Raw genomic sequence first — 20633 nt, forward strand, 5'->3', positions numbered from 1 at the left:
GGTGTGGCTTGTTTTGTTTGGCGACTAATCAGATCGCACAAACTGGACTGAGTTCCCTTCCTCCAGTGATCTACTATTCGGAACAGTTATTTAGTTGAGCCTCTATAGAATCTGTACCACCAGCTCTAGCTATGCGACAAGAAGAAACCTGTAGATAAAGATCATAATCACGCTCATACAATGCAAAAAGATAGACTAAAAACACTAAATTTATACTTCCTATATTTACATTTTCTTTTAATAAACCTTTGATAACGGCAATAACTCTATCTACAAGCTGCTCAGTCTGCCTCAGGTTTAACGACAAGTAGTCACTTACCGATGATATTATATTTATTAATATATGTGACTTTGTAAGGATAGGCCATATGCTAGTAGACAATGATAACGATTCATCCCAAGTTAGCAAGCATGTAATGAATTCATGGCGAGATATGTTTTTTAGCGTAAAGCGGCGTATAAAGAATCGACCTAAATAATTTTGCGCATCAAACCCTTCCCCATAAACTACCTTTATAGCATGCTGCAACTGCTCGGTATCTGTTGCCAGCACAAATACCACCCTAGGAATATCAAAGATATGCTTGATAGTCTCCAGCATTTCCACAGCATAGGAAGGACGACAACGATCCAGCTCATCAATCAAAATAAATGCGGGATAATCAAGCTCTCCATTACCTAATCCAACAGCCCCTTCCACCCATTGCCGTATCTCTTGTTTAAGATACTGGATAGATTCATAACGCTCTTTCTGATTACTGCATAAGGCATCTACCAGCTGATTGGCATCATCCCCTTCCAGAGAAAAATCATCTTCTTCCAATCCAGCCTTCTTGATTGCCGCTTTCAATGCCAGTTTGCCGCCCACTTTAAATAATCCCAGCAGCCGCTGACGCATTCCTTCTGGAATCGGGTTTGCTTTTCCCGCAATCATTTTTAACTGGTCGATAATCGACGAAATAACCGTCAATAAAGGATCGTCGGAAAAGTCCTGCTGCCAGGCATCGATATAGACGGTGGGATAGTGCGCTTTGAGCTCCATATACCAGCGTTTGATAAACCAGGTTTTACCCGCCCCCCATTCGGCATTGAGGTTAAGCACATAGTTGCGTTGCTTGCCTTCGGCGGCGAGGTAGTTGGTCAGAAACTCGGCATAGCGAGCGCGTTCCAGCCGATCGGCACTCAAGATCTCTTCGCTACCCGCAATGGCCCCCGGCCCGTCCCACTGAACTGCGTCATCCCAATTAAACGGTGCCACTGCCATCTCGTATCTCTCCATATTGCGTTGCTGAGGATGATATCAGGGGCACAGTGAAAATAGTTTGATTAAAGACCTGTTTGTTGCCCTTTCTGCCGCTCGGAGTGGCGTATTTGATTGCTGATTAATTTCTCTGCTGCTAACCAATAATGCCGGGCCGATAAAGGGGGGAACAGGGTGATCTGCACAACCACAGACTCGGTTGATTGCCTTTGAGCTCGACAACGATGACAACCGTGTGACATGGCGCAGAACTTGCGGAAATAAACGCGAAACCTGACCTGTTCGGTGCTTTATTTAAAGCTGTTGATCTCTGTTGCGCGTCTTGTTCAACCGACCCATCGTAGCGACCCAAGGATGGCTAGCCCCATGAAGGATGAACCCTTCTCTATCCAGTTACAGCATGAGCTGGATCACCTCAAAGCCATCTTCAACGAGACGGACGCCTACATGTTTACCAAGGATCTGGCGGGCCGTTACACCTATGCCAATCAGGCGGTGCTGGATCTCTTTGGTTGCACCCTCGCCGAGTTGCAGGGGCAGGATGATCGGGCCTTTTTTGATCTCGAATTCTCCGACACCATTCAACGCAACGACCGGTTGGTAATGGAGCAACAACTCGCCATCGCCCAGGAGGAGATCAACTACCTCAAATCCACCGGGGAAAAGCGCTGCTACTGGACCGTTAAAAAGCCCATCCATGACAAGGATGGCAACCTGATCGGCCTGTGCGGCATCTCCACCGATATCACCGAACACAAGCTGATTGAGGCCCGCATGGCGGAGCAGCATCAACTGCTGGAAATCATCCTCGCCAATGTGGATGCCCATATCTATATGAAGGACAGCCTGCACCGCTTTCTCTACGTCAATCAAAAGGTCGCCGATCTGCTGGGCCTTCCTGCCGAGCAGATCATCAACCGGCGCGATGACGAGGTGATCCCGGCTGCCAGCGCCTGCCAGCTGTGGCGGCTGGACAACCGGGTATTCGAAACCGGCGAGCTGCAAGCCGGGGAAGAGATGCTGACCGATCCCGAGGGAAATCAGCACTACTATTGGTCGGTCAAGGTGCCCTTTCTGCTGGGGGATGGCACCCCCACCCTGATCGGTATCTCCTCCGACATTACCGAACTGCACCAGCTCAAGGAGCAGCTGCACCAACAGTCGGTGCGCGATGGCCTCACCGGTCTCTACAACCGCCGTTTCTTTTTCGAGATGTGCGAGAAGAACCTCAGTCTTGATATGCGCCACCACCTTACCTCGGTGCTGATGGTGCTGGATGTGGATCAGTTCAAGTGCATCAACGATCGCTTCGGCCATCCCCTGGGGGATAGCGCGCTGGTGCATCTGGGCAGGGTGATGCAATCGGTGCTGCGCAGCGAAGATGTGCTGGCTCGCATCGGCGGTGACGAGTTTGCCATCTTGCTGCCCAACACCACCCTCTTGGCCGCCGCATCCCTGGCCGAGCGGCTGCGCCTGCAGGTGATGCAAAGCCCACTCCCCCTGCCCGATGGAGATAAGCTGGTCATCACCATCAGCGCCGGACTGGTGGAAAATGGCGAAGGGGAGCTGATGGAGAGCCTCTACGCCCGCGCCGATCAGATGCTCTATCAGGCTAAACAGAGCGGCCGCAACTGCGTCGCCTGCAAGGCACCCTAGCCATACAACGGGAGGGCCAGCAGCCCTCCAACTCCCTCGAATCTCCCTTCTATGAAAGTCTGTGCTGGCTCCTTATGAACAGACTGCTAACCCAGCTGTTTGCGCAGCACGAATTTTTGCACCTTGCCGGTCGAGGTTTTCGGCAGCGGGGTGAAGATGATGCGTTTGGGGGCCTTGAAGTGGGCCATCTGCTCCCGGCAAAAGGCGATCAACTCCGCCTGGGTGGTCTCTCGCCCCTCTTTTAATTTCACGAAGGCGCAGGGCACCTCCCCCCACTTCTCATCGGGCATGGCGATCACCGCCGCTTCGTCCACATCGGGATGGCGATAGAGCACATCTTCCACCTCCAAACTGGAGATATTCTCCCCGCCGGAGATGATGATGTCCTTGGATCTGTCCTTGATCTCCACATAACCGTCCGGGTGCCACACCGCCAGATCGCCACTGCGAAACCACCCCTCCGCCATCGCCTCGGCGCTGGCCGCCGGATTCTTCAGATAGCCCTTCATCACCACATTACCGCGCAGCACTATTTCTCCCATGGTTTTGCCATCTTTGGCCACCGGCTCGCCAGTGACCGGATTGATAACCCGCATCTCCCCCTGCAGAGGCGACGCAACCCCCTGCCGCGCCTTGAGGCGGGAGAGCGCAGTGGCATCCTGACCTTGCCAGCTTCTTTGCGGTTCGCACAACACGCAGGGGCCATAGGTTTCGGTCAGGCCATAGACGTGGGTCACGGCGATCCCCATCGCCTCCATGCCGGCGATCACGGTGGCGGGGGGCGCAGCGCCGGCGGTCATCACCTTGATGGGGTGATCCAGCCCCTGCTTGAGCGCCGGATCGGCATTGTTGAGCATATTGAGCACGATGGGCGCTGCGCAGAAGTGGCTCACCTTGTGCTCGTGCAGCGCCTCATAAATGGCGGCGGCCTGCACATGGCGCAGGCAGACGCTCACCCCGGCGGTGGCCGCCAGCGTCCAGGGGAAACACCAGCCGTTGCAGTGAAACATCGGCAATGTCCAGAGGTAGACGGGATGTTTGGGCAGCTCCCAGGAGAGTACGTTGTTGATGGCGTTGAGGTGGGCGCCGCGATGGTGATAGACCACACCCTTGGGGTTGCCGGTAGTGCCGGAGGTGTAGTTAAGGGAGATGGCCTGCCACTCATCCTCTGGCAACCAGCCGGGTTCATCGCCGTTACCAGTGGCAATAAAGGCCTCATAGGTCAGTTCACTGACAAGCGCCCCTTCCCGGTAAAGGGGATCGTCGATGGCGATAACCAGCGGTTGGCGCTCCAGCAGATCCAGTGCCTTGCGCACCACGGCGCCAAACTCCCTGTCCACCAGCACCACCTTGCTCTGGGCATGCTGGAAGATAAAGGCCATCGACTCGGCATCGAGCCGGGTATTAATGGTGTTGAGCACAGCGCCGCTCATGGGCACCCCGAAGTGTGCTTCAAACATCGCCGGGATATTGGGCGCGACGATGGAGACGGTATCCCCCTCCCCGATACCGCGCAGCCGCAGGGCCGAGGCCAGCTGGCGGCAACGGCGGGCGGTCTCGCCCCAGCTCTGGCGCAGCGGGCCGTGGATCAGCGCCGGATAGTCGGGATAGACCCGCTCCGCCCGCCCCAAAAAGCTGATGGGGGTCAGGGCCTCGAAATTGGCGGCGGTTTTGGCAAGGTTGCGCTCATAGATGTTCTGCACTGTCATCGGATTCCTTCCTCACAAGTGGCACAAAACGGGCAGTTTCGGGATGATTCAGAGAGCTGCAAGCGACATGGGCATCCTGCCCGTCACTGGTCTCTTATGGGGATGACAGCCTAACAGTGAGCCTGTGGCGGCAGGTATTAGCAAAACGTCTTAGACAGAGGCAGCCTGCTGCCAACAGGGGCCCCTGTTTTCGTTGCAAAAAAATATTTCATTACGGGAAAACGTGCCATTTTTTTCACAGGCTGTTTTTGGCGAATAACGAAAAATGACGATGGTGGAATATTATTCTACCAAAGCTGCTTTATATGTCATTCCATTCATCTCGGTACGCACTATTTTCATGACCTTTATTTAAGGCAAACAGCGTAAAACGAAAGCTGAAATAGTTATTGCATAATAACTTTTATTTAATATCAGCTGTTAAATCCATGGAAAATAAATTTTGTGAGCCATCCCATAAAGCGAGCATGGCACCATGTTCATTCAGCCACACACGGGTTACGGTTACAGCGTGAAACAATCTACCGGATGTTCAATATCAGGCCAGATTTCTCGCCAATCACTACGCAATCCACAGTGAGTTTGCGTACCTTGGATGTATGACGCAGAAACCCTATCGACCCGATATTCCGCCGAGCCCAAACCTGCTTTATCAAGGAGCATTTTATGTGTGCCGTGCCGAATACCACACCATGCAGACAATTCCCTACTGCATTTACCATTCTGTTTCTTATTATGTTGCTGGCCATAGCGCTGACCTGGATAATTCCGGCGGGTGCCTATGCCAAGCTCTCTTATAATCCGGCCAGTGAAAGCCTGATGGTCAATAGTCCACAGGGGGAAATAAGCAGACTTCCCGCAACCCAGGATGCCCTGGCAAAACTCAATATCAATATTGCGGTGGAGCAATTTACCAACGGCACCATCCGCAAGCCCATCGCCATTCCCGGCACCTATGCACGGCTGGAACAAGCGCCCAAGGGGTTCGGTGACGTGGCAGTCAGCATGGTCAAGGGCACCATAGAGGGGGCGGATATCATCGTCTTTATTCTGGTGCTCGGGGGGCTGATCGGCGTCATCAACAAGACAGGTGCCTTCATTGCGGGGCTTGTCGCCCTCTCACACAAGACCCGGGGCAACGAGTTCCTGTTTGTGGCGCTGGTCTGCTTCGTGATGGCGCTGGGAGGCACCACCTGCGGACTGGAGGAAGAGGCGGTCGCCTTCTACCCCATACTGGTGCCCATCTTTCTGGCGCTCGGCTATGACTCCATCGTCTGCGTTGGGGCCATCTTCCTCGCCGCCTCCATGGGAACCACCTTCTCCACCATCAATCCCTTCTCAGTGGTGATCGCCTCCAATGCCGCCGGCATTCCCTTTACCGAGGGGCTGATCTTTCGCGCCATTGGCTGTCTGGTGGGCACCCTGGTGGTGATCGGCTATCTCTACTGGTACTGCAAGAAGATCAAGGCCAATCCAGCCTTCTCCTACACCTATGAGGACAGAGAGAGTTTTCGCGCCCGTTTTCTCAAAGAGGGCTCTATGGACGAAGGGGTGCCCTTCACCCTGCGCCGCAAGATCATTCTGACCCTGTTTATCCTCGCCTTCCCGCTGATGGTGTGGGGCGTCTCCATGGCCGGTTGGTGGTTTCCGCAGATGGCAGCCTCCTTCCTGACCATCGCCATCATCATCATTTTTATCTCGGGTCTCAAAGAGAAAGAGGCGGTCGAGGCCTTCACTCAGGGGGCGTCGGAGCTGGTAGCCGTCTCGCTCATCATCGGGCTGGCACGGGGGGTCAATCTGGTGCTGGATCAGGGGATGATCTCGGACACCATTCTGGCCTACGCCTCCGATCTGGTCTCCGGCATGCACGGCGCCGTGTTCGCGGTGGCGCAGATGCTGGTGTTCACCCTGCTGGGGCTGGTGGTGCCCTCCTCCTCGGGGCTCGCGGTGCTCTCCATGCCCATCATGGCGCCGCTGGCGGATACTGTGATGATCCCCCGCTATATCGTGGTGTCGGCCTACAACTGGGGCCAATACGCCATGCTGTTCCTGGCCCCCACCGGACTGGTGCTGGTCACTCTGCAGATGCTCGGCATCCAGTTCAACAAGTGGGTCAAGTTCGTGCTGCCCATGGTGGGCTTTGTGCTGGGATTTGGCGCCCTGATGCTGGTGGCGCAAGTGATGTTGGCCTGATGGGCCTGTGATACATGAGTGACAACACCCCGTGCCTGGCGCGGGGTGTTCTTTTGTCAGCCTTAGTGGCGCACCCGCCCCTGCTGGCGGAAGCAGTAGAGTTTAAGGCTGATGTCGGCGATATCGGCGGGAAGCTCCTCTCCCTGCTCGGCCAGGGGTCGGTAGAGGGATGAGAGCAGGCGTTCGGCCTGCTGGACCGTGATGATGTTGGCCTGGATGGCCGGGGTGATCCAGCTGGGTAACATTGACATATCTCCCCCTCGTTGATCCGGTGATCTCGGGTGAACATCTTTATCTCGGTCTTACGCAGTTGTCTGCCGACCCGTTCACCCTCTGCTTCACCCAATCAAAGCAAAATGCTTGCCGTGATCTCTTATCGGCTAACATCCGATGGGGCTGGAGCCATTTATCAACCACTTGCGTGGCCATCTCAACGAACAGAGCCCTTGCTCAAGGCCTCCCTTGACCTGTCCCCGTCAGCACTTTGCCACTCTGGCATTCTGCTCACCGCCCGCCTTGCAAATTGCGACTCGAATTGCTCCTTATCACACAAGCAAAGCCCGCCATGCGCCGGAAACTGGTCACTTTTAGTTCGTTGTCGCCAAAGTCAGACACTTTTTTGTGGTGGCTATTTTTTGACCTTGCCAGCGCCTGTCGCAGGCCCATCCCCCTCGCCTTGTCCGGCCAACCGGTTATGACAAGATGGCGCCAGATTGGAACAGCCCGTATGGGTATGCAGGAGAACAACAAGATGAACAGATCCATGATGGCAGGTATCGGTATTGGCATCGCCTCGGCCCTGGCGCTCTCGGCGGCGGCCAGCGGCTCCCTCTTTACACCCCAGCCCACCTTTGCCGAGGTGATCGCCAGCAAGCCGATCACCGAGACCATCAAGACTCCCCGCCAGGAGTGTCGCAACGTCACCGTGACTCACCGCAAGCCGGTACAGGATGAGCACAAGATCCTCGGCACCGTGGTGGGCGCAGCGCTGGGTGGCGTGGTCGGCCACCAGTTTGGCGGCGGCAGCGGCAAGAAGGTGGCCACCGCAGCCGGGGCGGTCGCGGGGGGCTATGCCGGCAATCAGGTGCAGGGCAATATGCAGGCGGGCGATACCTACACCACCACCGAGCAGCGCTGCAAAACCGTGCAGGATACGAGCGTCAACACCATTGGTTATGACGTGACCTATCGCCTCGCCGGTCAGGAGGGGGTGATCCGCATGAAGCAAGCCCCCGGTGCAACCATTCCGGTCAAGGATGGCAAATTGGTGATCGACCAGCCAAAAGTGTGATGTCTCCTGGCCCCACTCAGCAGCAGGCCCGCCTCTCTCGAGGCGGGCCTGTGTTTTTGGGCGGCTTGTTTCCTTTTTCAAACAACAGCACGCACCACTCACGGCACCCGAACTATCACCCTTTGCAACACTTCTTCACCGCCCGTACCACGTTCTGATAACCGGTACAGCGGCAGAGGTTGCCCGACAGCCCGCGGCGGATCTCCGCATCGGTCAGCGGACGGCGCTCGGTCTTGTCGAGCAGGGCGGCGCTCGCCATCACAAGACCAGGCGTGCAAAAACCGCACTGCACCGCCCCCTCGTCGATAAAGGCCTGCTGCACGTCGGAAAGCGCATTGCCTTTGCGCTCCCCCTCCACGGTGCGAATGGATTTGCCATCGGCCCAGACCGCCAGATAGAGGCAGCTGTCGATGGCAGTGCCATTCACCCGCACGGTACAGGCGCCGCACTCACCCACACTGCACCCCTCTTTCACACTGATCAGCCCCTGCCCGCGCAGGAAGTGGAGCAGCGACATGGTGGGCGGCACTGCATAGGAGTAAGGCTTGCCGTTGATCTCGCACTGGATCTCCACGGCGGGACAGCTTTGCGGTTGCATCATAGGATCTTCCCTCCGGCACGTTCGACTGCGCAGGCGACCACCCGCTGCGCCAGGGTTTTGATAAGGTGCAGGCGAAACTCCTTCTCCGCCCGCCAGGAGGAGCGCGGCGCCACATCGGCCACCACCGCCTCGGCAATGGCGGCCAGTGTGGCGCGATTCAGGGGTTGCCCTTCGGCCGCAGCTTCCGCGTGCGGCGTTCGGATCGGGGTCGGGGCCGCCACCCCGTAGGCCAGCCGCAGCCCCTTGAAGTGGCCATTCTCAATCTGGCAGTAGGCGGCGCAGCCGATGGTGGCGATATCCATGGCATCGCGCATGGCGTATTTGAAGTAGTGGGAGCCCACATGGGGGTGAGAATCCGGCGCAAAGTGAAATGCTACCAGGATCTCCGCCGGTTGCAGCGCCACCTTGCCCGGGCCGGTGTGAAAGCCGGCGATGGGGATGCGGCGGGTACCATTGGGGCCGGCGATTTCCAGTTCGGCTTCCAGCGCGACGGTAGGCGCCGCCGAGTCGGCACTGGTGGCGCCGTTACAGATGTTGCCGCCATAGGTGGCGACGTTGCGGATCTGCGGGCCGGCGATGGTAGCGGCCGCCTCGGCCAGCATCGGCAGGCGGCGCTGCACCAGTTCGTTCTCGATGAGCTCGGTAAAAGTGGTGCCGGAGCCGATGCGGATAGAACCGTCAGCCAGCTCGCTCACCCCTTTGAGTTCGGGCAAGTCGTGAATATCGACGATATGGCGATAGGCGGCGTTGAGGTGATGCAGCTGGATCATCACATCGGTGCCACCGGCCAAGAGGCGCGCCTCGGGGTCGGCCTGACGCAGGGCGACCGCCTCAGCCACGTTGTGCGCCTTGTAGTAACGGGCAATATCAAACATGGTGTTGCTCCTCCCCTGATCCCTCGCCAATCAAACCCGCCGCGACAAACTCCCGGAACAGGGTTTTGGGGGTGATGGGCAGCTCGTTGATGGCCACTCCGGTCGCCATGCGAATGGCGTTACGGATAGCGGGGCCAGGCGAGATGATGGGCGGTTCCCCCAGTGATTTGTGGCCATAGACCGACTGGGGTTCATAGGTCTGTACGAAGTCGCATTCAAGCTCCGGCAAATCCAGCATGGTGGGGAACTTGTAGTCGAGCAGGTTGGGGTTGCGCACTACGCCAGTTTTGGCGTCGATGATCATCTCCTCGAACAGGGACCAGCCGATCCCCATCCCCATGCCGCCATGCACCTGCCCCTCTGCCAGCTGCGGGTTGAGGATCTTGCCCGCATCGTGCAGGTTGATGATGCGATTGATGGTTACCTTGCAGAGATCGATATCGACGCTGAGATCGACAAAGGTACAGCCGAAACTCGGCGGGTTGGTGGTGGTCTTGTGGGAGACCTCGGAGGTGATCTGGCCACCGATGGTGAGGTGGTAGTAGGCGTTGACCGACACCTCGGCCACGCTGATCAGCACCTTGTCCGGCGCACCGGCCAGCACGACGTAGCCGTCGATCAGGGTCAGCGACCCTACATCCTGATGGCAGAGCTGGGCCGCCAGCGACAAAATGCGGGCCCGCAGTTGCAGCGCCGCCTGATGGATGGCAGGCGCCGCCACATAACTCTGGCGCGAGGCGAACGAGCCCGGATCATAGGCGGTAATGTCGGTATCCTGGGTCGAAATGACCCGGATCTGCTCAAACGGAATGCCCAACGTCTGGGCTGCCATCTGGGCAAAGACGGTATCCGATCCCTGCCCTATCTCGGTGGCGCCGATCTGCAGATTGACGGTGCCATCCTGATTGAGCAGCATGCGGGCACCAGCAATTTCGACCCCCACCGGATAGGTGTTGGAGCCGTAACTGAAACAGGCCACCCCAATGCCGCGCCGCACCCGGCTTGCCGGATCCTGTGCCAAGCATTCGGCCTTGAGCCGATCCCACTCGAACATCTCGCGGCCACGCAGCAGGCAGTCTGGCAGCCCGGCGCTGTAGATGGTCTTCTGGTTGACCTGATTGACGTCCCCCTCGCGCGCCACGTTGGCGATCCGCACATCAAGCGGATCCAGCCCCAACTCGGCGCAGGCGTCATCCAGCATGCACTCGAGGGCAAAGATCACCTGCGGCGCGCCGTAACCGCGCATGGCACCGGCGGTGGGCAGGTTGCTGTAGAAGGTTTTGGCGTCATAGCCGAAGGCGCTGCGTGGATAGAGGTAGCTGATCTTGTTGCCACCGGCACTGGCGATGGAGTGGCCGTGAGAGGCATAGCCGCCGGTGTTGGAGAGTACGTCGAGCTGATAGCCCTTGAGGGTGCCGTCGCGGTTGAGGCCCATCTTGCCATCGATGGCAAAGCCGTGGCGGGTGCGGGAGGCAAAAAAGCACTCTTCCCGGCTCAAGGTCACCTTGACCGGCACGCCGCCGAGCTTGTAGCTCAGAAACGCCGCCATCGGCTCTTCCAGCACATCCTGCTTGTTGCCAAAGCCGCCGCCCATGTAGGGCTTGATCACCCGCACGCTCGACCAGGGCAGACCGAGGGATTTGGCTACCCGGCTACGCACAATCTGGGGGATCTGGGTGCTGCTGACGACGATGATGTGGTCCGGCTGATCCATGTAGGCGTAGCAGGTCACCGTTTCCAGATGGCAATGCTGTACCACCGGCGTCTGATAGTGCCCCTTGAACTGCAGATCCGCTGTTGCGATTGCCTGTTCCGGCTCACCCGCCCGGATCTGGCTTTGCCGCAGCAGGTTGCCATTCGGATGGATGGGATAAGCATCCTCGGCCAGCGCACTTTCGGCATCCGTCATCACCGGTAGCGGCTCGTAGGTCACCTTGACTAGCGCAGCCGCTTTTTCGGCCACCAGCGGATCGCGCGCCACGACTATGGCGACCCCATCGCCAAAGTGGCGTACATGGTCGGTGAGCAGACGCCGGTCTTTCACATCCCGTTTCGCCTCATCGAGAGACCAGGCGTGACCGGCGGTGCGAAAACAGGTGGTGGGCACATCTTCATGGGTAAACACGGCTTCGACCCCGTGCAGGGCCAGCGCCTCGGTCGCATCGATGGCAAGCACCTTGCCGTGGGCGATATTGCTGCGCACGTACTTGGCGTGGCGCATCCCGAGCATGATGTTGTCATCGGTATAGCGGGCGCTGCCGGTCACCTTGGCCTCGGCATCCACCCGCTTGAGCGGTAATCCTATGGACATATGCAAGTCCTTTTTCGAATGGAAAAATCTGGAACCGGCATAAAAAACAGCAAGATATGCGCCTGTTTCCCGCCATCGTCAGGAGAATGGGGAGAAGTGTGAAGGGGATCCCATCTAGCCCGCTTTTGTTGGCCCGCAGCGACAAGCCAAGGGCAGCCCCTGAGCAAACGGGGCACATCTGCGGTGAAAAAAGCGGCAGAGCGAGGAGAGCAAGGGTGGGAGCCTATCAATCTGGTAGGTGGATTTATCAAAATGGTATCGCGATGGCACCAGCGGCTAAGGCATGGTAACCAGCGTTGACGATCAGAGCCCCGCAGATATAAAAATGGGGCCGCCAGAGCGACCCCAAACGGGCGGGTTATCCCTAAATAGCCCACCCCCCAGCATAAAAGAGCACCAGCGCCAGGGCGATGACCACGGTGCCGACGTTGAGTTTGTGCCACTCCTTCGAGCAGATGCGGCCGATCACCAGCGAGCTGAAGCCGAGCATGATGCCAGTGACGATATTGCAGGTGAGCACGATAAAGACGGCGCACACCAGCCCGGACATGGCCCCGACAAAGTCATCGAAATCGAGCTTGGTGACGTTGCTCAGCATCAAGAGCCCCACATACATCAGGGCCGGTGCAGTGGCATAGGCGGGCACCAGATAGGAGAGCGGCGAGAGGAACAGCATCAGCAGGAACAGGCCGCCAACCACAGTCGCGGTGAGGCCGGTTTTGCCCCCCGCCGCCGTGCCCGCCGCCGATTCGATGTAGACGGCAGCCGGGGCCGCCCCCACCAGACTGGAGAAGATGCTGCTGACCGAGTCGGCACTGAGCGCCTTGCCGCTGTTGATGATGTGACCATCCTTATCGAGCAGGTTGGCCTGCCCCGCCACGGCGCGGATGGTGCCGGTGGCATCGAATACCGCCGTCATCACCAGCGCCAGCACGCTGGGCAGCACCAGCGGCGAGAGGGCCCCCATGATGTCCAGACTGAATATGAGGGACTTGCCCTGATCGTCCGAAAGGCTCGGCAGGGCGAACAATCCCTGATACTTCACCGCCGGATCGAAGATAAGGCCGAAGATGGAGATGGCGATGATCACCAGCAGGATCCCGCCCGGTACTCTCAGCTTCTCCAGCCCGAAGATCACCGCAAGGCCGATCAGGGACATAATGACCGGCATAGAAGTAAAGGCTCCCAGCGCCACCGGCAGCCCCTCCAGCGGGTTCTTGATCACCAGCCCCACCCCGTTGGCGGCGATAAGCAGCAAGAAGAGACCAATCCCGATGCCGGTGCCGTGGGCAATCCCCATCGGCAGGTTGTCGAGGATCCAGCTACGCACCCCGGTCACCGAGATGGCGGTAAACAGCACCCCCATCAGGAAGACGGCCCCCAACGCCACCGGAATGGGGATCTGCTGCCCCAGCACCAGACTGAAGGCAGTAAACGCCGTGAGGGAAATAGCGCAGCCGATGGCCATCGGCAGCTTGGCCCAGAGCCCCATCAAGAGCGAACCGAAACCCGCCACCAGACAGGTGGCGACAAACACGGCGCCGGGGGGAAAGCCCGCCTTGCCGAGCATGCTCGGCACCACGATCACCGAGTAGACCATGGCAAGGAAGGTGGTGAGGCCCGCCAGCACCTCCTGTCTGACATTGCTGCCCCGCTCGCTGATCATAAAGTAGCGATCAAGAGCCGTGAGCGGCTGTTGCTTTGCTGCGCTAGGGCTGGCGTCATCATTGGCCAGCTGTTCCACGCTGTTTGTCCTGCTGTTTGCTTGGGTCATACCCAACTCCTTCACACGCGCCTGAATGTTCCATGACGAAATGGCGACAGGATCTGCGGGTCTGCCTCGCGCCAGTCTGATGAGAAACAGGCGATGGAGGCAGAGGATGCTACAGACAGACCAGGGCAGGCAGCCTTGACTCAAACGTTTGCCTTGCTGGTCAAAAAAACCGGGCCATTTCACGTTCTATGCGGGGAGATCCCCTGTGGTGCGGCAAGACTGGCGCCCCTGTGGGGCACGCCAGCCACCGTATTCGTTGGGGCTGCGCCGCGGCAGCCCACTCCAGCCCCTACCCCCGTTCATGCACCAGTTGGCCATCCACATAGGTGCGGTAGATGGATCTGTCATCCCCCAGGGTCAACAGCACAAAGAGCTTGTCCCGCAGGGTGGTGGAGTTGTCATAACGCAGCTGCTGCAGCGGGGTGGCGACCGGGTCGAGCACCACAAAATCCGCCTCCTTGCCCACCGCAAAGCTGCCGATCTTCTCGTCCAGCCCCAGAGAATGGGCGCCGCCCAGGGTGGCCAGATAGAAAGCCTGATAGGCCGAGAGCCGTTCGCCCTGCAGTTGCATCACCTTGTAGGCCTCGTTGAGGGTCTGCAGCATATTGAAGGTGGTGCCCGCGCCGATGTCGGTGCCCATCCCCACCTTCACCTGCTTGCGCCACGCCTTGTGCAGCTTGAACAGGCCGCTGCCGAGATAAAGATTCGAGGTGGGGCAAAACGCGATGGTGGAGCCGGTCTCCTTCAGGCAATCCCACTCCTGCTCTTCCAGATGGACGCAGTGGGCAAAGACGCAGTTGTGGCCGGTGAGCCCATGCTGGTGATAGACATCGAGATAGCCCTTGTGCGCCGGGAAAAGAGATTTGACCCAGGCGATCTCATCCTTGTTCTCGCACAGATGGGTGTGCAGATAGGTGGTGGGAAACTCTTCGCGCAGTCGCCGCGCCATAGCCAGCTGCGCGGGTGTCGAGGTGGGTGCAAATCGTGGTGTGATGGCATAGAGCAGGCGACCATTGCCGTGCCAGCGTTCGATAAGCTGCTTGCTCTGCACATAGCTGCTCTCGGCGGTATCGAGCAGATAATCTGGCGCGTTGCGATCCATCATCACCTTGCCGGCGATCATCCGCATATTGATGCGACTGGCCGCCTCGAACAGGGCATCCACCGACTCGGGGTGAACGGTGCCGAACACCAGCGCCGTGGTGGTGCCGTTGCGCAGCAACTGCTTGATAAAGAAGGTGGACATCTCGCGGGCATACTCGAGATCGTTGTAGCGCCGCTCGGCCGGGAAGGTGTGGCGGTTGAGCCACTCCAGCAGTTGTTCGCCATAGGCCCCCACCATCTCGCTCTGGGGATAGTGAATGTGGGTGTCGACAAAGCCCGGCACTATCATCTTGCCGCGGTAATCCCGCACCCGCACCTCGGCAGGAATGCGATCCTTCCCCTCCTCCCACTCACCGAACCAGTCGATGCAGCCGTTGCGAATGATCAGCAGACCATCCTCAATAAGACGAGCGTTGGACTCAATCTCCTCGGGCTGATCCACCACCCGGGTGATATCGAAGAAGCTGCCGCGTACCGCTTTGACAGAGTTGTCGTTTTTCATAACCGTTTCCCTGTTTTTCTTGTTCTGTTGACGTTTTTTGCCGGTTTAACCGTCAGATCCGTTCCACTTGTGGCGCCACCGCCTGCCCGGGCACTGGCTCTGGTGACCCTTCACCCTTGCTGGCCGATGGCTGGCCCGCGCTGCGGGCGGTAAAGATCACATCCGGCTTGTCGCTCAGCTGGATCACCTCCACCGCCTCGGCATCCCTGACGGCCGCCTTGCGCTTGCGGCTTTGCGGCAACACCAGATTCATGATGATGGCGGTGATGCCGCCGGCGCAGATGGGGTTCTCCACCAGCATGTAGATACCCGCCGGCAGCACCTTGAAGACGTTCGGGTCATAGGAGACCCCGAGCCCAAGACCCAGCGAGGTGGCGACAATCAGGGTCTCCCGCCGATCGAAACCGTGGCTGATGATGATGCGACCACCGGCGATGGCAATCATGGAGAACATGATGACCATGGCGCCCCCCATCACAGGTGACGGTATGGTGGTAAAGAAGCGCCCTACTACGGGGAAGAGCCCCAGCAGCACCAGGATGACGGCAATAAACTTGCCCACGTGGCGTGACGCCACTCCGGTCATCTGAATGACGCCGTTGTTCTGGGCAAAGGTGGTGAGTGGCAAAGAGCCGAGGGCCGAGGCGATCACCGAGACCAACCCGTCCGCCAGCACACCGCCGGAGAGCCGTTTTTGAAACTCGGGGCCCTGAATATCCCGGTGGGAGACCATGGCGGTGGCGGTGATGTCCCCCACCGCCTCCAGCACGCTCAACAGATAGATGGTGCCCGCCAACATAAAGGCATGAAAGTCGAAGGAGAAGCCGTACTTGAACGGGATAGGCACCGTAATAAGCGGCAGGTTCTCAAGGGCGGAGAAATCCACCATACCGAGCATCAGGGCCACCGCATAGCCCACCATCAGGCCGATGGCGATGCCGCTCATCCGCAGCAGCGGGCTTCGGCTGCAGTTGAAGGCGACGATGACACAGAGCACCAAGAGCCCCAGCCCGATGTTCTCGTATTTGCCAAAGGTGCCGCTGCTCATGGCAGAGAAGCCGCCGCCAAAGTCGATGATCCCCACCTTGATAAGGCTCAGGCCAATCATCAGTACCACTACCCCGCTCACGGTCGGGGTGATCACCCGCTTGAGGTAGGGCAGCACAAAGGAGGAGCCCATCACCAGAAAGGCACCGACAAAGGAGACCCCGAGCAGGGTCGAGACGATCAGCTCCTCGTGGATGCCATCTTTTTTCATGGCGCCGCCGAGGGCGATCATCACGGTGACGAAGGAGAAGTTGACCGACTGGATGGAGAGCAGCCCCGAACCGATGGGGCCATAACGATTCACCTGCAGCCAGGTGCCGATACCGGAGGCGATCATCGCCATGGAGACCAGATAGGCGGTGATCTCGGTGGAGAGACCCAGGGCGCCGCCGACGATCAGCGCCGGGGTCACCATGGGAACAAAAATGGCCAGCAGATGGGTCACTGCGCCCATCAGGGTTTGATAAAACGGGGGGTTGTCTTCCAGCTCGTAAATGAGATCCGAGTGCTTGCGTGTTGTTTTAGACATCGTGTTTGTCCCATCACACAGAATGTAGGCGGAGTACTCATTCCGCCGTCAGGCGCTGGGGGCGAGCTTTCACCCGCCCCACACCTTTTCTTTTGTTATGCCGACATGTTTTGCTCCAGCTTGCCCAGCTCGCGCAGGATCTGCTCCGGCGTGAAGTGCCACTTGCGCAGCCAGACACCGCAGGCGTCGTGAATGGCGGTGGCGATGGCAGGCGCGGCGCCGTTGACCCCGATCTCCGAGATGGACTTGGCGCCGTAAGGGCCGACCTTGTCGTCACTCGGTACCAGGAAGGCCCGAAAATCGCGTGGAATATCGCCAATCTTGGGCGCGCCATAGCTCTTCAGATCCCGGGTGAGCGGGATGCCCTTGCTGTCGTAGCAGATCTCCTCGGTCATGGTGTGGCCGATGGCCCGCATGGTCGCCCCGTAGATCTGGCCGAGGGCCAGCTCCGGGTTGATGGGGGTGCCGCAGTCGAGCAGGGCGTAGAACTTGTCGAGACGGATCTCGCCGGTTCTGAGGTTGACCGCCACCTCGGCGAAGTTGGCCCCATACGGGAAGGCGAGTTCCGAGGTGATATAGCTGGCGGTGCCCACCAGAATGCCGAAGCCGGTACCTGTCTCGGCCTTGTGGGCCAGCTTGGCGAGGCTCACCTCCCCCTGCTTGCCGCGCACTATGCCCGGATGAACAAGCTCCACATCCTCCACCGGCTCGCCCAGCATGGCGGCGCCGTGGAACAGGATCTTCGCCTTGAGGTTCTCGGCCGCCATCTTGGCCGCATTGCCGGAGAAGCAGGTACCGGACGAGGCGTAGGCCCCCTTGTCGAACAGGGCGTGGTCGGTGTCGCCAGAGATCACATGCACATCGCTGAGCGGGCAACCGAGCACCTCGGCGGTCAGCTTGGCCACCACGGTATCGAGGCCGGTGCCGATATCGGCGCCACCGGAGTGGACGATAAAGGTGCCGTCAGATTCCAGCTTGACCATGCAGTTGGCCTGATCGATATCGGGGATCCCCGATTTTTGCATGATGATGGCGACGCCACGACCGATGCGCCAATCCCCGTCGGCGGGTTTGGGGCTATCCCAGGCAATCAGCTCGCGGCCCTGTTTGAGGATGGGCTCAAGGGCGCAGCTGGCCGCGTGGGGCACCGAGGTGGGCATCTTGCCCTCGCCGATGGCCCCCAGCACCTTGAGGATGTCCCCTTCGTGCACCCGGTTGTGCTCCACCATGTCGAGCTGATCGATGCCCAGTTTCTCGGCAAGTTCCGCAATGGCCATGGTCAGGGCGAAGTTGCCCTTGGGCGCGCCGTAGCCCTGATAGGCACCAGTCGGGCAGATGTTGCTGTAGTAGGTGTTGACGGTAAAGCGCACGTTGTCGCACGGATAGAGTGGCAGGGAGAGCGCCGGGCCGTTGCTCGGCACCGTCAATGAGTGGTTGCCGTAAGGGCCGGTGTTGGCGCGAAAATCCATGTCGATGGCGGTAATAGTGCCATCTTTTTTGGCCCCTATTTTGACCTTCACCTTGGCCACGTGGCGGGAGGTGTTGCTGATGAACTCCTCTTCACGGGTATAGCGGAAGGTGACCGGACGGCCGGTGACTTTCGTGGCCCAGGCGCATACCTCTTCCAGCAGGATATCCTGCTTGGAGCCAAAGCCGCCCCCTACCCGCTCCTTGATCACATGTACCTGGTGCTGCTTCATGCCGACGATGCGCGCCACCTGACGGCGCACGTGCCACGGCACTTGGGTAGAGGCGTGAATGACCAGACGCTCCCCATCCATGTAGGTGAAGCAGATGTGCGGCTCGGTCGGGCACTGCTGGGCCTGGGTCGATTCGTAGGTGCGCTCGACAATCTCGTCCGCCTCGGCAAAGCCTTTGGCCACATCGCCGATCTGGCCATGGACGCTGGCGGCCAGGTTCTCGTGCGGGCGGGAGCCGATGGGGAAGTTGATGATCATGTGCTCGTCACCGCGACGCACAGAGCAGGCGTTCTGCTGCTCGAGATCCGCCGGCGCACCGGCCATGTAGACAATGGGCTCGTCGTGCACCAGCGGTGCATTGGGGGCCATCGCCTCATCGATAGTCATGACCGCCGGCAGCACCTGATACTCGACCTCGATGAGTTTCAGCGCTGCCAGCGCGACTGCTTCACTCTCGGCCACCACGGCGGCGACCCTGTCACCTACGTGGCGCAGCTTGCGGCTGAACATACGGCGATCAAGCGGTGACGGCTCAGGGGCACTCTGGCCACCCGGGGTGTAAAACACATCCGGGCAGTTGAGGTGGGTAATGACATGCACCACCCCCGGCAGCGCCTCGGCGCGGCTCACGTCGAGTTTGGTGATCACCGCATGGGGATGGGGGCTGCGCAGCATCTTGATGATCAGCGCATCCTCGGTGACCCGATCCTCCACATAGCAGGGCTTGGCCTGCACCATCTTGGCGGCGTCCACTTTCGGACAGCTCTTGCCGATATGGCGCAGATCGTCGCGAAACTCCGGGGCGATCTGGCACAGGTAATCGGGATCCTTCATCCGTGAGCAGGCAAGCTCGATGGCCTGATAGAACTGCTGATAACCGCCATCGCGGTGAAACAGGCCCGAGAGGGCATCGTCGATTTGATCACGGGTGGGCTCGGGGTGGCGATCAAGCAGGTCGGTGACGATGAGCGCCGCAGCCGGATCGTTGTAGCCCGACTGCACCACGCCCACATCTACCATCGCCTGCTGCACCAGACTGAGCTGGTTCCAGCTGCCCAGCGACTCGGCGGTGCGCACGTCGGATCCATCCAGCTGAGCGGCGATCAGCAGGGAGGCGTTGATCACCTTGCCATTGAAGAGAATGGCGTCGGAGCCGGCAAAACCGAAGCCGTCGTCGCTGTTGCGCACCGAGTGCATCCGGCACTGGTTGAACAGCACCCGTTGGGCATTGTCACCGGCCTTGCAGATGACGGTGCGCAGGGCACCATTCAGGGTAAAGTTGAGTTCCATCATGCTTGCACCTCCTGCTGCTGGCAGTCCACCAGCAGATCCGCCACCACTACACCCGTGATATACCGCTTGTAACTCACGCTGCCCGCCAGATCCTCACGGGGCGCAATCAGCTCGCTCACGGCGGCTTCCAGCGCGGCATCGTGCAGTTCGCGGCGCTCCAGATCCCGCAGACGCATCGGCTGCGGGGTGACGCCAGCGACGGCCACCCGCATCTCGCCAATGCTGTCGAGGGCTACCGCGGCGGTCATCACCGCCAGGCCATCGGCATTGCGGCTGATGCGGCGAGTGGCGCAGCGCAGTTCGGGCTCCGGCAGCACAATCCCCAGCACCAGGGCATTGCGCTGGCCCGCCAGATAGGCGTCGATGGGTTGCAGCAGGTTGTTCTCCAGCACGACCACGGCTTCGAGTACCAGCAGTACCGGCAGCAGCGGGGAGTCCTGCTGCTGGCAGGCAATTTCGCCGCCAATGGTGGCCTGATTGCGCAGATGGCGGGAGTAGACAAACCCCAGCGCCTCGCACAGGGCGGCCGGGGTGCGGGGATCATCTTTCAGGGTCTGCAGGGTGACGGTGGCGCCGATATGGAGCTGGCCGTGCTGTTGCTCAATCTGGTTCAGTCCCAGCTTGTCCAGCGAGATAGCGACCTTCTTGTCGGTGCGGGTCGGGGCGGCGTTAAGCTTGCTGCCGCCCCCCATGTAGACGGCGTCGTTGCCGAAACTGGCCTTGAGTTCCAAAGCCTGACCCAGTTGCTCGGGTCGGAAGAATTGCTCAATCATGTGTCGTCCTTACT

General features: G+C 59.3%; 14 protein-coding genes. 3 read left to right on the forward strand and 11 right to left on the reverse strand.

The window, feature by feature from the left end:
* Positions 1-73: 73 nt before the first annotated feature.
* On the reverse strand, positions 74-1264 hold the full coding sequence (locus tag AB5Y76_RS18550; RefSeq protein WP_368177807.1) for a P-loop NTPase fold protein: 1191 nt from the start codon (positions 1262-1264) through the stop codon (positions 74-76).
* Positions 1265-1627: 363 nt separating this feature from the next.
* Between AB5Y76_RS18550 and AB5Y76_RS18555 the strand changes: the two genes are divergently transcribed.
* Positions 1628-2917: a sensor domain-containing diguanylate cyclase gene (locus AB5Y76_RS18555; RefSeq protein ID WP_231720812.1), complete on the forward strand. Its 1290-nt coding sequence runs from the start codon at positions 1628-1630 to the stop codon at positions 2915-2917.
* A gap of 86 nt (positions 2918-3003) precedes the next feature.
* Here the strand turns inward: AB5Y76_RS18555 and AB5Y76_RS18560 are convergent, their stop codons facing one another.
* Positions 3004-4626, reverse strand: coding sequence for an acyl-CoA synthetase (locus AB5Y76_RS18560; protein ID WP_263717685.1), 1623 nt, complete (start codon positions 4624-4626; stop codon positions 3004-3006).
* Positions 4627-5292: 666 nt separating this feature from the next.
* Here AB5Y76_RS18560 and AB5Y76_RS18565 point away from each other — a divergent pair.
* Complete coding sequence (locus AB5Y76_RS18565) at positions 5293-6819, forward strand: YfcC family protein (RefSeq protein ID WP_263717686.1); 1527 nt, start codon at positions 5293-5295, stop codon at positions 6817-6819.
* Positions 6820-6881: 62 nt separating this feature from the next.
* Here AB5Y76_RS18565 and AB5Y76_RS18570 read toward each other — a convergent pair whose 3' ends face one another.
* A complete protein-coding gene (locus AB5Y76_RS18570; RefSeq protein ID WP_005345660.1) occupies positions 6882-7070 on the reverse strand; it encodes a hypothetical protein in 189 nt (62 codons plus the stop codon).
* Between the two features lie 500 nt (positions 7071-7570).
* On the opposite strand from AB5Y76_RS18570, the gene AB5Y76_RS18575 reads away from it, so the two are divergent.
* The gene (locus tag AB5Y76_RS18575; protein WP_026035120.1) at positions 7571-8110 is read left to right on the forward strand and encodes a glycine zipper 2TM domain-containing protein; all 540 of its coding nucleotides are present in this window, start codon (positions 7571-7573) and stop codon (positions 8108-8110) included.
* Positions 8111-8225: 115 nt separating this feature from the next.
* Here AB5Y76_RS18575 and xdhC read toward each other — a convergent pair whose 3' ends face one another.
* The 8 genes from xdhC to ygfM all read right to left on the reverse strand — a co-directional run bounded on the left by xdhC (position 8226) and on the right by ygfM (position 20619).
* Positions 8226-8711 (reverse strand): xanthine dehydrogenase iron sulfur-binding subunit XdhC, encoded by a 486-nt coding sequence (gene xdhC / locus AB5Y76_RS18580; protein ID WP_263717687.1) that lies wholly within the window; start codon positions 8709-8711, stop codon positions 8226-8228.
* Complete coding sequence (gene xdhB / locus AB5Y76_RS18585; RefSeq protein WP_263717688.1) at positions 8708-9586, reverse strand: xanthine dehydrogenase FAD-binding subunit XdhB; 879 nt, start codon at positions 9584-9586, stop codon at positions 8708-8710. Before xdhB ends, xdhC begins: the two co-directional genes overlap by 4 nt.
* Complete coding sequence (gene xdhA / locus AB5Y76_RS18590; protein WP_263717689.1) at positions 9579-11897, reverse strand: xanthine dehydrogenase molybdenum-binding subunit XdhA; 2319 nt, start codon at positions 11895-11897, stop codon at positions 9579-9581. Before xdhA ends, xdhB begins: the two co-directional genes overlap by 8 nt.
* 364 nt (positions 11898-12261) lie before the next feature.
* On the reverse strand, positions 12262-13563 hold the full coding sequence (locus AB5Y76_RS18595) for an NCS2 family permease (RefSeq protein ID WP_180343373.1): 1302 nt from the start codon (positions 13561-13563) through the stop codon (positions 12262-12264).
* A gap of 397 nt (positions 13564-13960) precedes the next feature.
* A complete protein-coding gene (gene guaD, locus AB5Y76_RS18600; RefSeq protein ID WP_263717690.1) occupies positions 13961-15277 on the reverse strand; it encodes a guanine deaminase in 1317 nt (438 codons plus the stop codon).
* A gap of 52 nt (positions 15278-15329) precedes the next feature.
* Positions 15330-16853: a nucleobase:cation symporter-2 family protein gene (locus AB5Y76_RS18605; protein WP_263717691.1), complete on the reverse strand. Its 1524-nt coding sequence runs from the start codon at positions 16851-16853 to the stop codon at positions 15330-15332.
* 95 nt (positions 16854-16948) lie between these two features.
* Positions 16949-19846, reverse strand: a complete 2898-nt coding sequence (locus AB5Y76_RS18610) for a molybdopterin-dependent oxidoreductase Mo/Fe-S-binding subunit (protein ID WP_263717693.1) — start codon at positions 19844-19846, stop codon at positions 16949-16951.
* Positions 19843-20619: a molybdopterin-dependent oxidoreductase FAD-binding subunit gene (gene ygfM, locus AB5Y76_RS18615; RefSeq protein WP_236382458.1), complete on the reverse strand. Its 777-nt coding sequence runs from the start codon at positions 20617-20619 to the stop codon at positions 19843-19845. The genes AB5Y76_RS18610 and ygfM overlap by 4 nt, the downstream gene beginning before the upstream one ends.
* Positions 20620-20633: the final 14 nt, after the last annotated feature.

Origin of the sequence: Aeromonas sp. R1-2, from assembly GCF_040908505.1 — a bacterium.
In the GTDB taxonomy this organism is placed as follows: domain Bacteria; phylum Pseudomonadota; class Gammaproteobacteria; order Enterobacterales; family Aeromonadaceae; genus Aeromonas; species Aeromonas veronii.